The 19,226-nt window shown below is 51.9% G+C and carries 19 protein-coding genes and 1 pseudogene; 7 read left to right on the top strand and 13 right to left on the bottom strand.

Annotation, left to right across the window (positions count from 1 at the left end; genetic code table 11):
- Positions 1–10 precede the first annotated feature (10 nt).
- The 4 genes from F7B33_RS06220 to F7B33_RS06205 form a co-directional block, all read right to left on the bottom strand.
- A complete protein-coding gene (locus F7B33_RS06220) occupies positions 11–1,075 on the bottom strand; it encodes an ABC transporter ATP-binding protein (protein WP_297073844.1) in 1,065 nt (354 codons plus the stop codon).
- A 13-nt stretch (positions 1,076–1,088) separates the two neighbouring features.
- Positions 1,089–2,933: an iron ABC transporter permease gene (locus F7B33_RS06215; RefSeq protein ID WP_297073808.1), complete on the bottom strand. Its 1,845-nt coding sequence runs from the start codon at positions 2,931–2,933 to the stop codon at positions 1,089–1,091.
- 150 nt (positions 2,934–3,083) lie between these two features.
- On the bottom strand, positions 3,084–4,541 hold the full coding sequence (locus F7B33_RS06210; RefSeq protein WP_297062263.1) for an extracellular solute-binding protein: 1,458 nt from the start codon (positions 4,539–4,541) through the stop codon (positions 3,084–3,086).
- A 70-nt stretch (positions 4,542–4,611) separates the two neighbouring features.
- A complete protein-coding gene (locus F7B33_RS06205) occupies positions 4,612–5,733 on the bottom strand; it encodes a CGP-CTERM sorting domain-containing protein (RefSeq protein ID WP_297062265.1) in 1,122 nt (373 codons plus the stop codon).
- A gap of 123 nt (positions 5,734–5,856) precedes the next feature.
- On the opposite strand from F7B33_RS06205, the gene F7B33_RS06200 reads away from it, so the two are divergent.
- Genes F7B33_RS06200 through F7B33_RS06190 form a run of 3 tightly spaced genes read left to right on the top strand, consistent with a single transcriptional unit; the run spans position 5,857 to position 10,147 of the window.
- Entirely contained in the window at positions 5,857–6,984 is a 1,128-nt protein-coding gene (locus F7B33_RS06200) for a tyrosine--tRNA ligase (RefSeq protein WP_297073841.1), read from the top strand.
- A 28-nt stretch (positions 6,985–7,012) separates the two neighbouring features.
- On the top strand, positions 7,013–7,489 hold the full coding sequence (locus F7B33_RS06195) for an Lrp/AsnC family transcriptional regulator (protein WP_297073806.1): 477 nt from the start codon (positions 7,013–7,015) through the stop codon (positions 7,487–7,489).
- Positions 7,490–7,525: 36 nt separating this feature from the next.
- Positions 7,526–10,147 carry a DEAD/DEAH box helicase gene (locus F7B33_RS06190; protein WP_366927521.1) on the top strand — a complete coding sequence of 874 codons (2,622 nt, stop codon included), beginning with the start codon at positions 7,526–7,528 and terminating at the stop codon, positions 10,145–10,147.
- Here the strand turns inward: F7B33_RS06190 and F7B33_RS06185 are convergent.
- A pseudogene (locus F7B33_RS06185) lies at positions 10,080–10,757 on the bottom strand (DUF63 family protein); the annotation flags it as partial. The gene F7B33_RS06190 and the pseudogene F7B33_RS06185 sit on opposite strands and share 68 nt — an antisense overlap.
- Positions 10,758–10,902: 145 nt before the next feature.
- On the opposite strand from F7B33_RS06185, the gene F7B33_RS06180 reads away from it, so the two are divergent.
- A complete protein-coding gene (locus tag F7B33_RS06180) occupies positions 10,903–11,313 on the top strand; it encodes a hypothetical protein (RefSeq protein ID WP_297065960.1) in 411 nt (136 codons plus the stop codon).
- Between the two features lie 38 nt (positions 11,314–11,351).
- Complete coding sequence (locus F7B33_RS06175) at positions 11,352–11,990, top strand: hypothetical protein (RefSeq protein ID WP_297073804.1); 639 nt, start codon at positions 11,352–11,354, stop codon at positions 11,988–11,990.
- Here F7B33_RS06175 and F7B33_RS06170 read toward each other — a convergent pair.
- Entirely contained in the window at positions 11,974–12,738 is a 765-nt protein-coding gene (locus F7B33_RS06170; protein WP_297073801.1) for an energy-coupling factor transporter transmembrane protein EcfT, read from the bottom strand. The two genes, F7B33_RS06175 and F7B33_RS06170, sit on opposite strands and share 17 nt — an antisense overlap.
- Positions 12,716–13,513, bottom strand: coding sequence for an ABC transporter ATP-binding protein (locus F7B33_RS06165; protein ID WP_297073799.1), 798 nt, complete (start codon positions 13,511–13,513; stop codon positions 12,716–12,718). The genes F7B33_RS06170 and F7B33_RS06165 overlap by 23 nt, the downstream gene beginning before the upstream one ends.
- 52 nt (positions 13,514–13,565) lie before the next feature.
- On the opposite strand from F7B33_RS06165, the gene F7B33_RS06160 reads away from it, so the two are divergent.
- On the top strand, positions 13,566–14,084 hold the full coding sequence (locus tag F7B33_RS06160; protein ID WP_297073798.1) for a biotin transporter BioY: 519 nt from the start codon (positions 13,566–13,568) through the stop codon (positions 14,082–14,084).
- Here the strand turns inward: F7B33_RS06160 and F7B33_RS06155 are convergent.
- On the bottom strand, positions 14,059–14,667 hold the full coding sequence (locus tag F7B33_RS06155) for a molybdenum cofactor guanylyltransferase (protein WP_297065944.1): 609 nt from the start codon (positions 14,665–14,667) through the stop codon (positions 14,059–14,061). The two genes, F7B33_RS06160 and F7B33_RS06155, sit on opposite strands and share 26 nt — an antisense overlap.
- Positions 14,668–14,762: 95 nt before the next feature.
- On the opposite strand from F7B33_RS06155, the gene F7B33_RS06150 reads away from it, so the two are divergent.
- Positions 14,763–15,224, top strand: a complete 462-nt coding sequence (locus F7B33_RS06150) for a DUF1931 family protein (protein WP_297073795.1) — start codon at positions 14,763–14,765, stop codon at positions 15,222–15,224.
- A 44-nt stretch (positions 15,225–15,268) separates the two neighbouring features.
- Here F7B33_RS06150 and F7B33_RS06145 read toward each other — a convergent pair whose 3' ends face one another.
- From F7B33_RS06145 to F7B33_RS06125, 5 genes are all read right to left on the bottom strand, one after another.
- On the bottom strand, positions 15,269–15,403 hold the full coding sequence (locus tag F7B33_RS06145) for a hypothetical protein (RefSeq protein ID WP_297073793.1): 135 nt from the start codon (positions 15,401–15,403) through the stop codon (positions 15,269–15,271).
- 93 nt (positions 15,404–15,496) lie between these two features.
- A complete protein-coding gene (locus F7B33_RS06140) occupies positions 15,497–15,619 on the bottom strand; it encodes a hypothetical protein (RefSeq protein WP_297065937.1) in 123 nt (40 codons plus the stop codon).
- A 32-nt stretch (positions 15,620–15,651) separates the two neighbouring features.
- Positions 15,652–16,338 carry a multidrug transporter gene (locus F7B33_RS06135; protein ID WP_297065933.1) on the bottom strand — a complete coding sequence of 229 codons (687 nt, stop codon included), beginning with the start codon at positions 16,336–16,338 and terminating at the stop codon, positions 15,652–15,654.
- Positions 16,335–17,213, bottom strand: a complete 879-nt coding sequence (locus F7B33_RS06130) for an ABC transporter ATP-binding protein (RefSeq protein ID WP_297073790.1) — start codon at positions 17,211–17,213, stop codon at positions 16,335–16,337. The genes F7B33_RS06135 and F7B33_RS06130 overlap by 4 nt, the downstream gene beginning before the upstream one ends.
- Positions 17,214–17,253: 40 nt before the next feature.
- On the bottom strand, positions 17,254–19,146 hold the full coding sequence (locus F7B33_RS06125) for a S9 family peptidase (RefSeq protein WP_297073788.1): 1,893 nt from the start codon (positions 19,144–19,146) through the stop codon (positions 17,254–17,256).
- Between the last annotated feature and the right edge of the window lie 80 nt (positions 19,147–19,226).

The raw sequence follows: 19,226 nt of genomic DNA, 5'->3' as shown, positions 1-19,226 counted from the left end.
AGAATATAATTCAGAGAGTCTGCTTGGGCAGGACTATTATGTCGTCCCTATCAATGTAAAAGGTAACCGGCTGAGTCGGTTTCAGGTTTGCTACTTCCTTGTCGCTTATGGCCCTCGCAATGATTCTGGTATTGCCGAATATGCCGACGACCTCGGTGAAGAATCCGTAGTACTCAATGAGGTCAACGGTTCCCTCGAGCGAAACCGTGTTCTCCCCGGGCCTGAACTTTATGCGCTCCGGCCTTATGACGAGGACGACGTTGTCGTTCTTCTCGGTGTAGTAAAGCCCATCGAGGCGGAAGCTTTCAAATTCCACTGTAACGCGGTCGCCGTTCCTCTCGACGACTTTGGCCGGGATGACGTTGGTCTTACCCATAAAGCTCGCGACGAATTCCGTCCGAGGTCTCTCGTATATGTCCCTTGGGGTTCCGACTTGTTCAACGGTTCCGACGTTCATGACGGCTATTCTGTCGCTTATTGCCATGGCCTCCTCCTGGTCGTGGGTGACGTAGATGACGGTTATGCCGAGCTCACGCTGAATTCTCCTTATCTCAGAGCGCATCTCAAGTCTAAGCTTGGCATCGAGGTTGCTCAGTGGCTCGTCGAGGAGAAGAACTTTAGGCTCAACGACAAGGGCCCTCGCTATTGCCACACGCTGTTGCTGTCCACCGGAGAGCTGGGTTGGATAGCGGTTCTCAAAGCCCTTCAGCTTGACGAGCTCAAGGGCCCACTCCACTTTTCTCTTGATTTCCTCCTTTGGAAGTTTCTTTAGCTTCAGTCCGTAAGCGACGTTGTCAAAAACGGTCATGTGAGGCCAAAGGGCGTAGTTCTGGAAGACAAGGACTGCACCGCGCTGGTAGGAAGGAAGGTAAGTAACATCCTCGTCGCCGAAGTAGATGTGCCCACTGTCTGGGTAATCTAAGCCCGCTATAATCCTCAGCGTCGTTGACTTTCCACACCCGCTCGGGCCGAGCAAGGTAAAGAGTTCCTTGTGTTTTATGTGAAGGCTTATGCCCTTAAGGGCGGTCGTTCCCTCAAAGGTCTTCACGATGTTTTCAAGCCTTACATCAACCATCTTAATCACCACCTCAGGTAAGGCCAATGAAGGAGTACCTCTGTTTGGTTATTACATTGGCTATAACTATGGCCGTTATCTGCACGAGCATGAGGAACACACCAAGAGCCGCCGCAAGGTTTGCACTTCCAACGGCACTCATAATGAGCTCTCTCATCTTGGCCGTTATCGGGTACCATGTGGAGTTTATGGAACCGAGGGTGATACCAACACTGGTCTCACTCATACAGTAGACAAAGCTCAGCATCGCTCCGCCGAGAAGGTTCAGAGAAATCATGGGCAGGAGTATGCTCGTTAGAGCCTTCCATCTGCCCGCCCCAAGGTTCATTGCTGCTTCTTCAAGCGAAACGTGGACCTGCTGTAGTCCGGCCGAGATAGAACGTGCCGCGAAGGGCAGACGCCTGATAGAGTACGCCAAGATAAGCGCCGCTCCCGGGAAGAAGTAAAGCAGGTTCGTGGGGTCGAGGATTGTTCCCTTGAACGGCGGGACCGTTGAGAAGAAGAAGAAATAGCTCATCGCAATGACTATTCCCGGAACCGCTATCGGTATGGTTGCGAGGCTGTCGAGTATCGGGGCAAGCTTGGCCTTCTTGAACCTGCTGGAGGCGTAAGAGGCCGTAAGAGAGAGGAGTATAATAATAAATATTGCCACCGTTGAGTATAGCAGGCTGTTGAGTATAACGCGCTTTATGTCTGGCTGTGTTATTATAGCCTTCATGTTCTCGAGGGTAAAGCCACTGGGCCATGTTCCGTACCAGGTCTTTGAGAAGGCCAGGAGGACAACCCCAATCTGCGGGAATATTGTTATTAACAGGAGGGGAACTGCGACAAAGGCTATGATAAGGGCCTGCCACCACTTGGGCTTGGCAACCCTTGGCTTCCATCTTCCGCCCTTGCTGAGCATGGCATACTGCTTGAGTCCGACGTACCACCTGACGGCTAGGAACATTATGATGGCTATCGTGAGCATTATCAGAGCCAGAGCTGCCATTTGTGGGTTACCGATTGCAAAACCCGAAACGAACGAGCTGTAAATCTGGTATGACATGAGCTTCTTTGCTATTGCACTTCCTTGGAAGACTATCGGTGCGGCCAGGTCTTCAAGACTGAATATTCCCACGAGAATGGCTCCTGCCATTATACCGGGTAGGGCCAGTGGGAATGTCACCGTTCTGAAGAGATGGAAGCCCCTGCTTCCAAGGTTCTCTGCCTGTTCCTCCAGGCTGGGGTCTATGTTAATGAAGCTCGCATAGGCGTTGAGATATACTATTGGATAGTATGTTATTGTCTGGGCAATGATGACACCCACTAGACCGTCAATCCATACCGGCTTCGGGAAGAGGTGAAGGTGCTGGTAGAAAATCCAGTTTATGAGACCATCAGGAAGGAACATCTTCTTGACAACGACGACGTTGACGAAGGGAGTAACGAGGAGTGGGATGAAGAGGAGGATACGCATGATGTTCTTGCCCGGGAAATCGTAGCGGGCCATTATGAAGGCAAAGAACGTTCCGAGGATTGTGGTCAGAATCATGACGCTTATGGAAACGATGATTGAGTTCAGAACGACACCAAAGTCCCATCCATAAAAGTGGTAGACCTCTTTTCCTCCGTACTGCACGGTTTTGACAAGATATCCATCGGGATGCAGGTTAAAGTAATAGCTTGACCCGAAGATGCTCTTGAACCAGTAGAGGGATATATGACCGTTGTACTCGAAGGCCGTTCCAAGCATTACGAGAACAGGGATGACCAAAAACGCCAAGAGGTATAGTAGTGGGAACAGGAAGGACACTATAACAACCGGGTCTGGGAGGGGAGTTCCGAATAGTCTTTCACTCCACTTACTGACCTTCATTAGCGTTACCTCCTCGCAGTTTTTAAATCACTCGCAACTACCTTAGAATTTACGGACTCGTTTTAAAGGTTTTTGAAAAGGCCAGGGGAAGTTTTGGGAAAGAAAAAGAGAATTCTTGCCTTTGACCTGTTAAAAAAGGAGGTATAAAGGTCAGCTACCCTCCATCTTCTTGAGGTCTTCCATGACCTTGTTGTACTTGGCCTGAGCGGCGTTTCTCCACTCCTGCATGAGCTGACCCTGGAACGCGGCGTCGGTTGCAATCCTGTTGTTTATCTTGGCCGCGTACTGCTCCGTGAACGTCACCATCTTACCAGTTTCTGGGTCTTTGAACTCTATGGGTGCCGTAAGTTCGTCCTTGAGCTGTTCGAACTGCTCCTTGGTTATCTTGCCACTCTTGTATGCGTTGACTATGGCCATCCATGTCTGGTGAAGCGGCCCGTTAACGTCAATGAGCGTGGCCTTGAAGTAGTACTGCAGGGCGTTCACAGTGTTAAGTGCCTCGGTGCTGTTGAAGGGTATTCCCTTGCTTGATATAGAGAGTTTGTATGCCTTAAGCAGAGTCGGGCGGGCCTGTGCAAAGGTCTCCCCGGCGTATTTTCCGTTAAAGAGAACCTGGGCCTCCTCTTGGGTGATGGTCTGGTTGAAAATCGTCGGATTAATCGGAAGCCTGTTGATGTCGGGGCTCATCCAAACGGCCTGTCCCTGTGTGAGGACCCAGTAGATAAAGGCCTGAGCGGCCTCGGGGTGCTTGCTGTACTTGAGAAGCGCTATGGGGTCACCGTTAATAATGCTCTCTCCCTTCGGTATAACGTAGACACAGTTGGGGTTCTGCTTCATTGCGGTGTAACCATAGAAGTCTATGGTGTTTCCAGCGGCAATCTCACCGTTTATAACTGCGTCTCTAACGGCATCACTCGCCTCGTAAACCTTGGAGTTGGCCGCTATAAGGGTCAGAATTCTCCATCCCTTGTCCCAGCCGAAGGCCTGGAGGATAATCTGGTAAATCCTGGTGTTGGAGGTGCTCCTTGTTGGGTCGGCTATGCCGTACATCGGCGGGTCGCGGGCCCAGTCTGCTGTGGCTATGTCCTCCCACTTGTGGGGGAAAGGAAGGTTCTGTTTCTCAAGGACCTGCTTGTTGACGGTGAAACCGAAGGACGAAAGAGCCGCCGCAATCCAGTAGACCTTACCGTTTTCCTCCCTAATCATCGGCATTCCAGCGAGCTCCTTGGGAATCTGGGTGCCTATAAGGCTCAGGACTTTCTTGTCTGTTATTGGAGCGAGGTAACCCATCTTATACATGTCATCGAAAAGGGTTGGACCTCCACCCCAGCCAACGTCGGCACCCTTCTTGATGTACTCAGGCCAGAGTGACTCCGGAACGCCAATGAACTTAAGGTTGGTTATGTGGTATTCCTTGGCAATCTCGCTCTTTAGAAACAGTTCCTTTGTCTTGTACTGGATTGTGGCGTCGTGCCTTGTAACTATAACCAGAGTAATGCCCTGGGTCGCACTGCTGCTTGTGCCACTGCTACTTCCACTTATACACCCGCTTGCGACAACACTAAGACCCAAAACAAATATAAGCAGTATTCCGAGCATCCGCCTCATGGCAACCCCCACCTTTTCTTCAAGGTTCCTTTAAAAAGAGTGTTGGTTCAAAAGTATAAATAAAAGGAAGTCACTTCCTCCTCCTGAGGAGGAGTGGGAGCACTGCAAGGCCGACTATGAAGGCCGGACCACAGATTCCTCCGCCACTCTTGGTGGTAGTTGAGCTCGGAGTGCTTGAAGCTGGAAGTCCCTTTGTCATCTCAAGGCTCCACTCAAAGATGTTTGAGATGACAGTCGGGCCGTCGAGCTTAACACCGTAGTATTCGCTTGTCCACATGGGCTCGTATCCTCCAATGGGGGTCTCACCGCTGACGATGATGACATCGGGCTTCTTGTTGTCTCCGACCTTAACTATCTGGGCTGCAACAATCGGGAACTTGCCGGTCTCACCGGCCTGGTAAGCGTGTGCCGCAGGGGCATTGTTCTCGGTGATGTCAGAACTTGAGTTTGAGTGGACGATAACATAGGTGTACTGGGGCTTGCTGGTCTCGTTAAGCTGGTGCCAGTTTCCGCTTCCGTCCTTGCCGTCAACCCAAGCGACAACACCAGGACCGTGGGCGAGAACCTTTCCGCCGTACTTGAGGTTCTGGACGAGTATGTCCCTCTTCGGGGTGTCCTTCCACGGGTCGTCGTAGGCAACGACACGGTAGGACTTTCCACCGGCGTTGCTGACGGCATCCTCGACAGAACAGAGGTCCACACGGAGGTTGGTTATGTTTAGCTGGTCAAGAAGGCTGTCAATGAACTGCTGGGTCTTGGCACCGTTTCCGTAGTCGGAATCACCGGCGACCCAAAGAACCTTACCGCCCTCCTGGAGCCACTCTTTTATGGCCTTTATTTCATCCGGGAGAAGCGGGCTCGTCGGCTGGCCGAGGATAAGAATCGTGACGTTGTTGTTCTTCAGGGCCTCGTACGTTATTTTGTCACCAAGCCTCTTGATTCCAAGGTCGCTCTCGTACTTGGGGTCACCGAAGTAGACGAAGGTGTACTGCGTCAGTGTCTTGAGCATTCCCTGTGTCAGAACCTTACCCTTATAGGTAACGTCCGTAAGACCCTTGGGGTTCTCGCCGTGGGCGAGGTCTACTGCTATAACAACCTTGCCGGTGTCAGCGGCGCTGACCACTGGGCTGGCAACCATCCCAAAAACAGACAGCAGGACGACTGCCGCCAGGAACAGTGCAACCTTCTTCATGGTATCACCGTCTTCTTTAGCAATATTACGGTTATAAATCTTATCGCTTGAAAGTTTAACGGGTTAGAAAAACTTCCGCAAAGCCCTTAAACTCTTTCGCCGTTTCAGGCTCAGGTGGTAGTGGTGGACGTTAAGGAGAAGATTCAGCTCATAAAGAGGAAACCGACCGAGGAGCTCCTCACCGAGGAGAACCTGAGGCACCTCTTTGAGGTAGGAATTCCCATGCAACACTACATCGGATTCGAGATAAGCGGTTACATTCACCTCGGAACCGGGCTGATGGCAGGCGCTAAAATAGCCGACCTCCAGAAGGCTGGCATCAAGACCAGAATTTTCTTAGCGGACTGGCACAGCTGGATTAACGACAAGCTCGGGGGTGACCTTGAGACGATACAGAAGGTTGCCTTAACATACTTCAAGGAGGGCATGAAGCAGAGTATTAAGGTCATGGGTGGCGACCCGGAGAAGGTTGAGTTCGTTTTAGCGAGCGAGATACTGGAGAAAGGTGATTACTGGCAGACGGTAATAGACATCTCAAAGAACGTAACGCTAGCCAGAATGATGCGCTCGATAACGATAATGGGTCGGCAGATGGGAGAGGCCATAGACTTCGCCAAGCTGATTTACCCGGCAATGCAGGTGGCGGACATATTCTACCAGGGCGTTACTATCGCTCATGCAGGAATGGATCAGAGGAAGGCCCACGTGATAGCGATTGAAGTGGCCCAGAAGCTAAAATATCATCCCCTCGAGTGGAAGGGCGAGAAGCTCAAACCGGTAGCTCTACACCACCACCTCCTCCTCGGCCTTCAGGAACCGCCGGTCTGGCCAATAGAGAGCGAGGAGCAGTTCAAAGAACTCAAGACCCAGATGAAGATGAGCAAGAGCAAGCCCTACTCAGCAGTGTTCATCCACGACAGTCCAGAGGAAATCAGGCAGAAGCTCAGGAAGGCCTTCTGTCCAGCTAAAGAGGTCAACTACAACCCCGTTCTGGACTGGGCCGAGTACATAATCTTCCGCGAGGAGCCGACTGAATTTACCATCCACAGGCCGGCTAAGTTCGGCGGAGACGTTACATACACGACCTTCGAGGAGCTCAAGAGGGACTTCGCCGAAGGAAAGCTCCACCCGCTCGATTTGAAGAACGCCGTCGCTGAGTACCTCATCGAGCTCCTCAAGCCGGTCAGGGAGTACTTCGAGAGAAATCCAGAGCCGCTTGAGCTGATGAATCAGGTAAAGATTACCCGCTGACTTTTTCCTTTCCTTATGCGGTGATAGAATGCCGGGAATTGACGAAAAGGACAGGGAGATTCTACGGATTTTGAGAAAAAATGGCAGGATTACTCTGACCGAACTGGGAAAGCGCGTTAACCTATCCCCCGCGAGCGTGAAGAGCAGGATCGAAAAGCTTGAAAAGCTTGGAGCCATCAAGGGCTACTCCGCGATTATAGACCCGTCTTTCCTAGGGAATTTCGTCAGGGCTTTAATCTTCATAAGGCTCAAAGAGGTTGACCCCTACACGAGAAGCCTTCTGAGAGAAGTCGCATCGCTCGAGAACGTCGAGTTCCTCTACATAAAAACCGGGGACCGCAACGTCATCATCAAGGCGGAATTCGAGGACATGGAGGAGCTGAGGGAGTTCCTGGGGAGTCTAAAAAAGACCTTTGGAATAAACGCCCTGACGATAGAGGCCAACCTCGTCGTGGAAGAGCTCAAGGACTGCTGGCTCGCCGATGAGGACGCCTCCCGACTCTGAGCTGTGATGAATGGACGGCTAACCGAGGCGGTGAAGATGCTCTTCGTTATAAGGCCCGGAAGGAAGAAGAACGAGCTTGAGGCATTTTTCATCGAGAAAGAGCCTGAGAAGCTCTCGCAGATGCAGGGACTTAAGGCAGATAGAGTTTACCGATTCATAATGCGCGAGGGCAGGCTCTTTAAGGTCCTTGAGGGAAGCCAATACAGGAATCCTAAAGAGATAGAGAAGCTTTTGAGAGGGGCGAGAATAGTCCTAGTCAACGCCGACGAGTGGGAGGACTACTTCAGGCGAAGACTTCAAAACAAGAGAGTTGAAAAGGCCGAGCTGTGTCGTCTCTGTCTCCTCGAGGGTAGAATAACGGTTCTAACGCCTGGCAACAGGATAAAGTACCGTAACGAGTACATCTGCAAGCGCTGTGCCGAGGACGAGCTTAAGAGGGAGCTCCGGTTTCGTTTCAACACCATAGCGATGTTCGAACAGGCGAAGAAGCTCCTGGAGAGGTTTAGGGATCTTGATAAAGTCCTATACGCCTTCGACCCCCGCTTCGACCCGACTAAGCATCCAGAGATAACCAAGTGGGACGAGCTGAAGGCGAAACGGGTAAAAGTTGAGAAGATTAAGATTGATGAGCTCTCACTGCCAGAGAAGTTTAAGGAAGTCCTGAAGAAGGAAGGGGTTGAGGAACTCCTCCCGGTTCAGAGTTTGGCCGTGAAAAACGGCCTCCTTGAAGGAGAAAACCTCCTGGTAGTTTCGGCAACCGCCAGCGGTAAGACCCTCATCGGCGAGCTAGCTGGAATTCCAAAGGCGATGGAAGGCAAAAAGATGCTCTTCCTCGTTCCCCTCGTCGCTTTGGCGAATCAGAAGTACGAGGACTTTAAGAGGCGCTATTCAAAGCTAGGCCTTAGGGTTGCCATCCGCGTTGGAATGAGCCGTATAAAGACGAGGGACGAGCTCGTGGTCGTTGATACCGGAATAGATGCGGACATAATAGTGGGAACCTACGAGGGGATAGACTACCTCCTCAGGGCCGGAAGGAAGATTGGCAACGTTGGAACGATTGTGGTGGATGAAATTCACACGCTGGATGATGAGGAGCGCGGGCCCCGCTTGGATGGGCTAATCGCGAGGCTGAGGAGGCTCTACCCAAAGGCCCAGTTCATAGGTTTGAGCGCTACCGTCGGAAACCCGGAGGAGCTGGCGAAAGAGCTCGGCCTAAAGCTCGTCCTCTACGACGAGAGGCCCGTGGATTTGGAGAGGCACATAATCATCGCCCGCAACGAATCGGAAAAGTGGAGGCACATAGCGAACCTTTGTAAGGCGGAAGCCATGAGGAAATCCAGGCAGGGCTACAAGGGACAAACTATAGTCTTCACCTTCTCGCGCAAGAGGACGCACGAGCTTTCAGCATATTTAACGAGTAAAGGCCTCAAAGCAAAGCCCTATCACTCCGGTTTACCATACAAGCAGAGGAAACTTACTGAGATGGAGTTCTTAGCTCAAAGGCTCGACGTGGTGGTTACAACGGCGGCACTCGGGGCTGGCGTTGACTTTCCCGCTTCGCAGGTCATCTTTGAAAGTCTCGCGATGGGCAACAAATGGCTTAGCGTTAGGGAATTCCACCAGATGCTCGGAAGGGCTGGCAGACCGCTCTACCACGAGAAGGGCAAAGTTTACCTAATTGTCGAACCCGGTAGGAAGTATTCTGCTGGGATGGAGGGAACGGAGGAAGAGGTAGCCTTCAAGCTTTTGACTGCCCCGATAGAGCCCGTCACCGTTGAGTGGAGCGACGAGCTTGAGCAAGACAATGTTCTCGCTCATTCCTGCGTCTTTAACAGGCTTGACGTCATAGAGGAGGTTCAGGCGAGATGCCTCGGGGCGAACCAGAGCGCCGAGAAAGTTCTGGAAAAGCTTGAGGAGTCCGAGCTTGTAAGGCTGAAGAGGCCCTTCGTTGAGGTCACCCCCTATGGAAGAGCTGTGAGTATGAGCTTCCTCCTGCCGAGGGAAGCAGAGTTCATAAGGAAGAACCTGGGGGAGAAGCCCGTCCGCTGGATTGCCCTCAAACTGCTCCCCTTTGAGAACCTCTATTTGAGCGGGACGCTTCAGAGGGAGCTTGAAAGCGCCGTGAGGGGAAGGATAAGCTCCAACGTCTTTTCCTCAAGCTTCGCCTCAATCCTCGAGGAGCTCGACAAGGTTATCCCGGAGTTAAGTCCCAACTCAGCTGAAAGGCTCTTCACAATCTATCAGGAGTTCTTCATGTGCGGTGAGGATGACTGCACCGAGTACGCGATGGAGCGCGTTGGGAACCTTATTATAGAGCTCCGCAGGAATGGAAAGCACCCGACCCAGATAGCGGAGCATTTCAGGAAGGTTTACGGGCTAATAGTCTATCCCGGTGACGTTTTCACTTGGTTAGATGGGATAGTGAGAAAGCTTGAAGCAGTAGAGAGAATCGCGAGGGTCTTCTGCGTGAGGAAGGCCGAGGAAGAGGCTAAAAGGCTGAGGAGGGAAATAGAGGAGGGAAGAACACTCACACCTGAAGGACCATCTGAGCCGGGTCGCGTATCGCCGGGCCGAGGCCGAGGATATAAATCGCCAGATACCAGAACTTCCTCTCCTCCTCGTCGGGAACGAGCTCCCGGAGGGCGTAGTAGACGATAATCAGGATAAGGGTTATCCACGGGTAGTAGATGTAGGCCCCGAACCACCGGACAAGGTGGCTCTCGACCCAGTGAACCTCATGGTAGTGGTAGAAGTGGATTCCCACCACCGTTGAGGCTATGTCAAAGTAGTGAGCCAGCACAGGATACAGGTAGAGCTTATCGAAGGGCTTCCACTTGTAGAACGCCAGAACCACAGCCCAGCTTATGGCCGTGTGAATTAGGGTCAGCTCGTAGGGGCGCCAGTTCTTTGCGTGGGTAATCAACAGATAGTTCGCCCAGAGCGCCAGAATGGTTCCCCACGCTATCGTTATTTTTGGATACGTCTTCAGCTTTGCATCGGCAACGATTGCCGGGACTATTAGGGCAAAGGCCGTGAAGAAGATTCCCGGCGTCAAAATCAGGGGGTTCTCTGGCAATACCCCACCGTCCACGAGAGCCCTGACAGTTGCCCCAAAGACGACCATTGGAGTTACAGCCCAGAAAAGCCTCTCGTCAACATTTATTTTCAACGGCTTGATTATGTAGCGGTAGGAATAAATGACCCCTAAACCGAACAGCAGGGCGTAAACGAAGGTATTGACAGCGTTGTAGCCACTCCTCGTGAACATCGGCTCCCAGAAGTAGTTGTAGAAGAAGTCCCATAGAGCCTTCTCAACGCTCATTCTAACCACCGGCTCCCGTTGGAGTTGAACCTTATAGGCCTTTTGGGACAAGTTATTAAACAACCTCGCCGTAAATAGTTCGGGTGATAGGGTGTACGGGCATGCTGGAATGGTACCTTTCACGGGGTTTGGAGTAGTTGCGCTGATAGGCTTTCTCTTCGCGCTATTCATAGCGGGCCTAGTGCTGGCCTTCAGCGCGAAGCTTGTCGGGATAAAGGACGCATCGGTTATCGGCGCAATGGTTGCAATCGTCGGCGGTGGAATCCTGGGGCTAATCATTGGCGGAATAGTGTCACTGGTCTTTTCGGTAATGGGGCCGTTTGGAATCTCCCTCGGCTGGCTGGCCTTCATAGTGACCTACGTATGGGTCATAAAGGTCGTCTTCCACACGGATTGGATTAGGGCGTTCTTGGCGTGGCTGATAGCGATTGTGGTTGAGCTAATCATCGCCGGAATCCTCGGACTGATGGGAGTTGCAACCCTCGGAATGTTCCATCCATGAGCGGAAAGGATAAATAGGACTTCCGCGAAGGGTTCACGATGCCGGGCTTTTTCCAGCCAGTGGAAGAAATCAGCGGAATAAAACCCTTTGAGGGGTTTCCCCTTGAGTTCAGTCAGGCCTCAATCTCGGCCATTGTCTCTACCGATGAGTTAGCTGGCTCTATCTTCGTCCACACCCTTCTGGGCGAGTCCCTTCGCGGTGGAAAAGCCTACCACGTCGGACCGAAGAGGGTCTTTGCTCCGGGGGTTCTTAAGGCCCTCGAAGTCGAGCCTTCAAACCTGTTATCGGCGAGTGTTTATAGCGGCGACGAGCTTCTTCAGGCCCTCGAATACGTAGACGATGGTTCCCTCGTTCTGGTCTCCCAGTTCCCAGCCCTCAAGAACATCTCCCGGGAAACCCTCTTGGAGCTCAGGCGGAAAACGGACGACATGATGCTCACATTAGTCTTCCACCACGAAACCCTGACCCTCAACGAGCTCGACCTTCCCGGTGAATTCGCAAGGCTGTTCCTTCTCCCTGAGCTCTTCGATGCCCTCCTTGTCCTCAGAACAAGCTCCTACAGGGGACACCACAAGCTGAACGTAACGGTTCTAAAGGCCCCTCCTGAGCAAATAGGAAACATTGGAGACCACTTGATTCCTGTTGATTCTCTCGTAAAACTCATTGCTGGTAGATGAGTATGTGCCCAAACCCGTGGACAAAACGCAGGTACAGGAGCAGGGCAAAGGTCAAAACAACGGTGAAGAAAACAGCATAATCCGTTCCTCTCATTTTAATGTCCCTGTAAAACGTCCTTTTCTTGCCCGCTCCAAAGGCCCTGCTCTCAAGGGCTATGCTGAGCTCGTGGGCGGTTTTGAGGGAGGCAACTATCAGCGGAATCAGGATTGGGACGGTCTTCCTTATTCTGCTCAATATATTGCCCCTATCGAGCTCAAGACCGCGACTCCTCTGGGCGTCCATGATTGTGTTGGCTATGCCGTAGAGCGTTGGGATGTAGCGGAGGGCTATGGTGAGAGTCAGGCCTATCTCGTAGGGAACGCCGAGCTTCACAAAGCCGAGTATAAGTTCCCTCTGCCTCGTTGTCATGAGTAGCTGAAACGTTATCAGGCCAAAACCCAAGAGGCGAAGCGAGAACGAAACTCCGAGGAGAAAGCCGATAAGCCTTGGTTTGTAAATCAAGGGCCATAGGAAAAGGGTAAGAACGACCAGAAATGCCAGTGGCTTCAAAAGCCTTAACTGTTCTCCAATTCCAAGCCTTCCTAGGAACTTCCCCGAGAACAGGATTAGGAAGAACATGGGGACGAGAACCTTCGGGTCGTTGAAGAGCATGAGAGAAGATATCCCAAGCAACGTGGCTATTATTTTAACCCTTGGGTCGAGGGAGTGTAGGAAGGACTTCCTTTCAACGTAGAACTGATAAATCACCGCCGACCCTCCCGACCAGTTCCTCGGCGCTCCTCACGAAGCCTGTCCCAAGTTTCTCAGATAAAATCATAAGCTCTGGCCGTTCTAAGCCGTATCCTTCAACGTTGAGCCTGAAGAACTCCTCAACGGACCCATCAAAGACATTCCTTCCATCGTTAAGGAGAACAACCCGTTCGGCAAGCTCTAGAACTAAGTCCATGTCGTGGGTTATGAGAAGGATTCCGTGGCCCTTTTTCCTGAGGAATTTAATGACTTCCACAACGCTCCTCTCGGCCTTCAAATCGAGTCCAGTTGTGGGCTCGTCAAGGATTAAATATTTTGGCCTCATTGCCAAGACACAGGCTATTGCCAACCTCTGCTTCTCACCACCACTGAGGGAGTATGGAGCCCTTTCCTCAAAACCTTCGAGGTTTACAGCTTTAAGGGCCCATCTCACGCGTTCCTCAACTTCTCTCTTATCGAGTCCGAGGTTCTTTGGCCCGAAGGCAACCTCATTAAAAACCGTCTCCTCAAAGAACATGTGTTCGGGATTTTGAAAGACGTAACCAACCTTTCTGCTGAGCTCGGCTACCGTATGTTCCCTCGTGTCGAGCCCATCGACCAGAACCCTGCCTTTTTCCGGCTTGAGCAGGCCGTTTAGGTGCTTCGCCAGTGTCGTCTTTCCGCTCCCGTTCGGGCCAACTAGGGCAAGGACTTCTTCCCCGAGGGTAAGGTCTATCCCCCTAAGGACTTCCTGTTCGTTGTAGGCAAAGTGGAGGTTTTCCACCCTAATCATCACACCTACGGGAGCACTAACTCTTTTAAATATGAGCCCCGATTTAGCCGACATGAATGCGAGGGAAGTATCTCTAACCGCTCTCTTCGTGGCATTAACTGCCGTGAGTGCCCAGATTGAAATACCCTTAGGGCCCGTTCCATTCACGTTGCAGGTCTTCATGGTCATCCTGTCAGGTCTTCTCCTTGGTGCGAGGCTCGGGTTTTTAACTCAGGCCATTTACATCTTAGCTGGTGCGGTTGGTTTTCCCGTATTTGCCGGCTTTACGGGTGGTTTTGCCCACCTTTACGGCCCCACCGGTGGCTACCTCCTGGCCTTTCCGCTTGCCTCGTTTATCGCGGGCCTCTTTGCAGAGCGGTTTAAGAGTTCGTACCTCTGGATTGCCGGTTCCCTTTTGGCCCTTGGCATCATCTATCTACTCGGCTGGCTTAGGCTCGGCCTTTACTTAGGGGGCAACTTTGCAAAGGCCCTCTACATCGGCGTCCTTCCTTTCGTGCCCCTGGACATAGCAAAGGCCCTCGTAGCCGTTGGGATGGCGAGGGCCGTTAAAAGAGCTCTCCCTGAGTTTTGAGCTCCTCTATAGTTTTCTCTGCAAAGGCCACATCAAAGGAGCTCTTAACGCGGAAGAAGCTCAGCGTGACCTTTGGGTTTCTTTTTGCAAGTTCCTCTATCGAAATCGCCTCGTAGTCAAGGAACTCAACAACCCTCGAAAAGCTCTTATATCCTTCAGCAAATGCAGACTCCACCGCATCTCTCAGCGGTTCTGGTTCATAAACGGCGTGGAAAACTTCTCTGCTCCCGTCGCGCCAGACCGGGATTACGGCCTCGGGTTCGTTCTCGTAGTAGAGTCCAACAAGATAGTTCACGAGAAATGGCATAAGCAGGGGCATGTTCCCCTCAACCAGAAAGAACGGCTCGTCCGGAAGGGCTTTGAGAAGGGCCTCGATTTTGTTTCTCGCTGAAACAGGAACAGGGTTCAAGAGGTAGAGCGAGTAGGTTTTCAGCTTGTCCCTCCTCACGATTGTTATTGCTCTCTCTATCCTCTTGCTCGTCCGCAGTCTTTTTTCGGTGAGCTTTACCACCGGTTCGCCGTTGACTGGGGTAGTGTAGTTCTCCCACCTCTTCTCTGGAAACGCCATGATTACTCCGAGCATGTCCGTCAATGGGGGAGTGCTTTTAAAAAGGGTTCGAAAGTTTTATATACCCTGAGTTACTAAAATTTCCCGGCAAAAACGAGGAGGTGGTGGACATGGCCGAGATGATAATACCCTACCCACAGCTCCAGAAAATTCTGGAGAGAACCTGTGAGCTTGCTGTCATAAAGCCCCGTGCCGAGGAGATGATGGACATAGTTGAGAAGAAGCTCGCTGATCTCTTCGAGGTTGCCTACGAAAACGCGAAGGCCGAGCGCTCAAGCACAATAAAGATGCGCCACATCCCGATTACCAAGGGCTTCAAGAACAGCCTCAACCTCTTCAGGGCCGTCATCGAGGACGAGAACGTTCAGATTGAGCCCATCAGGAAGTACGTCCTCAAGAAGATACCGGGTGACATTCCACTTGAGGAAGATGTGATAAACGAGCTTCCGATTATAGCGGGAACGCTCTTCGTCCTCATCGGAAGGGTCATCAAGGCTCTCCATCCCGAGATTAAGAACGTCTATCCAGAGCATGTCGAGGAAGCTAAGAAAGTTCTGGACTACACGCTTTAACTCCCCAAACTCTTTCTTTATCCACTCGAAGTGTCTGTCCTTTGTCACGAGCTTAAACGCCTGTTAATGGCCACGGCGACAACTATTGCATCAACCTCTGGAACTGGGGTTTCCCTTTTCACCATCGCCTGCGAAATTTTGATTGCGAGAAGATAGTCCTCCAGAGTTGAGATTATCACGGTCAGTCCCAGCTCAAGGCCCCCTGGGGAACTCTACGACGTTGAGAACCGTTGTATGCCCATTGAGCTCCTCCCCGGATTTGACTGCCTCAATCAGGACGTCGGTGTCGTAGAGAGCCTCTTCCATTCTACATTCCTCGTTTCTTTGAGCGCTTCCTCGTACTTCTCAACCGGCGTTTCCCCAGGCTCCTTTCTAAGGGGGCGGAGAAGGATCATATTGGACAATTATGTGGATTTATTTAAGACTTTTACCTCTCCCTAAGTTCAAATTTGAGGAGCATGAATACTCCAATTACAGCCCAGAAAGCCAAGGAAATAAAGGCAAGCCCTATCTTTTCTCCACTCATGACTGTTGAAGCGCTCACTGTTGGGATAAGGAGCAGGGATTTCCTCAGTGGCTCTGGAACCACACTGAGAGGATAGTAAACTGGCGGAAAGACCGTCAGGAGTGTCGTTAGAATCGTTGAGAACCTCATAACCGTTAGGGGCTCCTTTATCCTCGCCCCAAGAAACGTTCCTAGAGAGACACTCCAGAGCCAGAGAGCTGTTACCGCAAAGAGAATGCGGAGAAGGTTCTCAACTCCCCCGCTCATTGTGAGGAAAAACCCCAGCACAATGACGTAAGGAAGGGCGGGCAGGCTCATGCCGATTGAAATCCCGAGGGTCTTCTCGATTCCTCTCCCCGGGAGGGAAGTGAAGATGTCGTAGAACTTCGAGCGGACCTTCATGCCCACGAGCTCTATCGAGAGGTCCGCTATTCCAACCCCGACGATGAAGCTCACCATCGCACCGGCTATCGCTGAGGAAAGAAACCTTCCGTCACTGACGACGTAGACTATGAAGATGAAGGAAAGGGGCTGTATCGCGAAGCTGAGCATCGAGCTTTTTCCCTTCATCAGGGCTCTGTGGTAATACTCCACTATCGCAAGAATCATTCCAGACCACCCATTAGGAAGATATCCTCTATCGTGAGTTCTTCCCGCCTGAACGGTACTCCAAGCTCCTCGAGTAAGTTTGTAGCCTCTCTTTCCTCGGCCTTTGAGCGGAGGTAAACGAAGGTGTCCTTCCCAGCCCTTCTTACCACGAAATCGCCTTCAAAGCGGTCGAAGACGACGAGCTTCGAGGTGAAGCCGGAGAGGTAGCGTTTTGCTATTTTCTCTGGCTCTCCAAAGGCGAGGGCCTTTCCGCCCTTGACCAGCAGGACCAAATCTGACACGCTCGATATCTCGTTGAGGTAGTGACTTGTCAGGACTATAGTTGAACTCTCTGCCCTCTCCCGAAGTATCTCCCACAGCCTCAGCCTGCTTTCAACGTCGAGGCCAACCGTAGGTTCGTCTAGGAAGTAGAGCCCGGCATCAGCCGATAGAACCATCGCGAGGAGGGTCTTTCTCACCATCCCTCCCGAGAGCGTCGAGACTATTCTGTCCGGATAATCAATCTCAAATTCCTCCATGGCCTTCTCTGCCCTGCTTTTGGCTTTTCCCCTCGGCAGACCGCGCATCCTGAGGTAGTAATAGACGTACTCGAAGGGCGTCAGCGTGTAGAAATGCGCTCTAGCCTCCTGTGGGAGGAGGGCTATTCTCTTCTTTATCCCGTCTCTGCATTTCGTTATTTCCTTTCCGAAGAGTCTGACGGTTCCTTCGTCATAGGTCAGTAGACAGCTCAGAATCCTGATGAGAGTGGTTTTCCCGGCACCGTTAGGCCCGATTATCCCTAGGATAACCCCCTCGGGGACAGAAAAGGAGACGGCGTCAAGGGCCCTTAGGCTTCCATAGTACTTTGTCAGATTCTCGACTTCGATGGCCTTCATACCTGGGAACTTTCAAGGGTAAAAAATAAAAGATTTCGGGCTACTTGAGCCACCTCTCCATCCAGCCAACAATCAGCTCGAGCCTTCTCACGCGGTGCTTAGGCTTCCCAGAGCGGGATAGGTCGTGGTTCTCGCCCGGGAAGAGCGCCAGCTCAACCGTCTTTCCGAGGTACTTGAGGGCCGTGAAGAACTGCAACGCCTCTGGAAGCCAGCACCGGTAGTCATCTGTAGAGTGGATTATTAACAAGGGGGTTTCAACGTTCGGTGCGTACTTCAGCGGACTCTTCTCCCAGTAGCCCTCAGCGTTGCTCCAGGGGTCGCCGCCAATCTGGTCCGGAGTGAAAAAGTAGCCTATATCCGTCGTTCCGAAGAAGCTTACCCAGTTTGAGATTGAACGCTGAGTAACTGCCGCCTTAAAGCGGTTCGTATGACCAACAATCCAGTTCGTCATGAAGCCGCCGTAGGAACCGCCGGTGACGCCTGTCCTCTCCTCATCTATGAAATCAAACCTCTTTAGAGCCTCATCAACGACCTCCATCAAATCCTGGTAATCCTTCTCACCGTAGTGCCCCCTTATGTCGGCGAACTCTTCTCCATAGCCGTCGCTTCCTCTGGGGTTGGAGAAGATAACCACAAAGCCCTTGGCCGTCAAGACGTGGAACTCGTGCATGAAGGAGTAGCCGTAAGCGGTTTTAGGCCCGCCGTGTATCTCAAGAACTGCCGGATACTTCTTGCCCGGCTCAAAGCCAACGGGCTTCATTACCCACGCGTCTATCTCAACCCCATCGCTGGCCTTAACTTCAAAGTGCTCGGGCTTCGAGAGGCTGTATTCCTTAATCCAGTCGTTGAAGTTGGTAACGCGCTTCTCCTTCCCGTTCCTCAGGATGTAAAGCTCTGTCGGAGTTACTTCGTCCTGGGCAGTGAAGGCTATGTAATCCCCTATTGCAAAGCTCTCAACGCTTCTGTTTCCACCAACAACGCGCTCAATCTTCCCGCTGAGGTTCACCCTGAAGAGGTTCGCCCTCGGACCGTCGGTGGCAACGTAGTAAACCCAGCCATCCTTAAAAACCAGCTCTGCCCTCTGGGCACCGCGAACGTCGCTGTTAAGCGAGTTGTAGGCTGACCTGTCAAGGTCTTTTGTAAGCTTTCTGAGTTCCCCACTCTCGGGGTCGTAGTGGTAGATGTGGGTGTTGGTCGGGATTCCACGCTCGCGGGTGTTGGCCTTTAAAATGAAGGTTCCATCGTCGAGGGGTATGAAATCCGAGATGCTCCACTTCCCTGGTGTTAGGCGTCTAGCTTTCTTCCCTTCGAGGATGTAGAGGTCGCTCACCATCGGCTTCCTCTCGCGGTCTTCCTGAGCGATGAAGTAGAGCTTTCCTCTGTGGAAGCGGATTTGAGAGACGTCGAGGTTCTTCGGCGTTAGGCGTTTCTTCTTCCCCGTTTTAACGTCCACAAGATAAACCACGCTCCTCTTCCCATAGACCCAGCCGATTCCGTTGAACCAGAATGGAATCTCCTTAATCAGGTGGACATCGTCTTTGGGCTTCTTTTCGATGTCTATCGGAGTAACGACCGCTATGCCCTTTCCATCCTCCGTAAAGCGGAGGTTCTTAATCCCGTACTTGAACTTCGCTAAAAGCCTTGCCTCCCCCCCATCGGTCGGGATGACGTACATCTCTGCCTCTTCGCCTTTATCGCGTTTGGAGGTAAAAGCTACGAGCTTCCCGTCCGGCGAGAACCTTGGATTCCCGTCCTTCTTGCCGGAGGTGAAGGGTTTAACTCTCCTTCCGTCGTAGAGGTAGAGCCTTGAGAAGTAGTCGTCCTTCTCAACGCTTATCTCCGTCACCTGAAAGACGAGCTTTCTCCTGAACGCGTCGATGTTTCCGACGAGCCTGAACTTTCCGAGGTCTTTCTCGGTCAGACCTTTCGCCATTTAGAATCACCGAACTAATTCGGCTCTTTTCATATAAAAACTTGGCGTTTCGATGAATATAGAAAAAAAGGTTAAATATA

Source organism: Thermococcus sp. (genome assembly GCF_015523185.1).
Lineage (GTDB): Archaea > Methanobacteriota_B > Thermococci > Thermococcales > Thermococcaceae > Thermococcus.
The sequence above is the reverse complement of the archived record's forward strand: the minus strand, read 5'-3'. Positions and strand labels throughout refer to the sequence as shown.

What these genes read in the sequence shown, in the direction of transcription:
- F7B33_RS06220 (WP_297073844.1), bottom strand. Translation starts at nt 1,075, where the DNA reads ATGGTTGATGTAAGGCTTGAAAACATCGTGAAGACCTTTGAGGGAACG.
- F7B33_RS06215 (WP_297073808.1), bottom strand. Translation starts at nt 2,933, where the DNA reads ATGAAGGTCAGTAAGTGGAGTGAAAGACTATTCGGAACTCCCCTCCCA.
- F7B33_RS06210 (WP_297062263.1), bottom strand. Translation starts at nt 4,541, where the DNA reads ATGAGGCGGATGCTCGGAATACTGCTTATATTTGTTTTGGGTCTTAGT.
- F7B33_RS06205 (WP_297062265.1), bottom strand. Translation starts at nt 5,733, where the DNA reads ATGAAGAAGGTTGCACTGTTCCTGGCGGCAGTCGTCCTGCTGTCTGTT.
- F7B33_RS06195 (WP_297073806.1), top strand. Translation starts at nt 7,013, where the DNA reads ATGCCGGGAATTGACGAAAAGGACAGGGAGATTCTACGGATTTTGAGA.
- F7B33_RS06190 (WP_366927521.1), top strand. Translation starts at nt 7,526, where the DNA reads ATGCTCTTCGTTATAAGGCCCGGAAGGAAGAAGAACGAGCTTGAGGCA.
- F7B33_RS06175 (WP_297073804.1), top strand. Translation starts at nt 11,352, where the DNA reads ATGCCGGGCTTTTTCCAGCCAGTGGAAGAAATCAGCGGAATAAAACCC.
- F7B33_RS06165 (WP_297073799.1), bottom strand. Translation starts at nt 13,513, where the DNA reads ATGATTAGGGTGGAAAACCTCCACTTTGCCTACAACGAACAGGAAGTC.
- F7B33_RS06160 (WP_297073798.1), top strand. Translation starts at nt 13,566, where the DNA reads ATGAATGCGAGGGAAGTATCTCTAACCGCTCTCTTCGTGGCATTAACT.
- F7B33_RS06155 (WP_297065944.1), bottom strand. Translation starts at nt 14,667, where the DNA reads ATGCTCGGAGTAATCATGGCGTTTCCAGAGAAGAGGTGGGAGAACTAC.
- F7B33_RS06150 (WP_297073795.1), top strand. Translation starts at nt 14,763, where the DNA reads ATGGCCGAGATGATAATACCCTACCCACAGCTCCAGAAAATTCTGGAG.
- F7B33_RS06140 (WP_297065937.1), bottom strand. Translation starts at nt 15,619, where the DNA reads ATGATCCTTCTCCGCCCCCTTAGAAAGGAGCCTGGGGAAACGCCGGTT.
- F7B33_RS06135 (WP_297065933.1), bottom strand. Translation starts at nt 16,338, where the DNA reads ATGATTCTTGCGATAGTGGAGTATTACCACAGAGCCCTGATGAAGGGA.
- F7B33_RS06130 (WP_297073790.1), bottom strand. Translation starts at nt 17,213, where the DNA reads ATGAAGGCCATCGAAGTCGAGAATCTGACAAAGTACTATGGAAGCCTA.
- F7B33_RS06125 (WP_297073788.1), bottom strand. Translation starts at nt 19,146, where the DNA reads ATGGCGAAAGGTCTGACCGAGAAAGACCTCGGAAAGTTCAGGCTCGTC.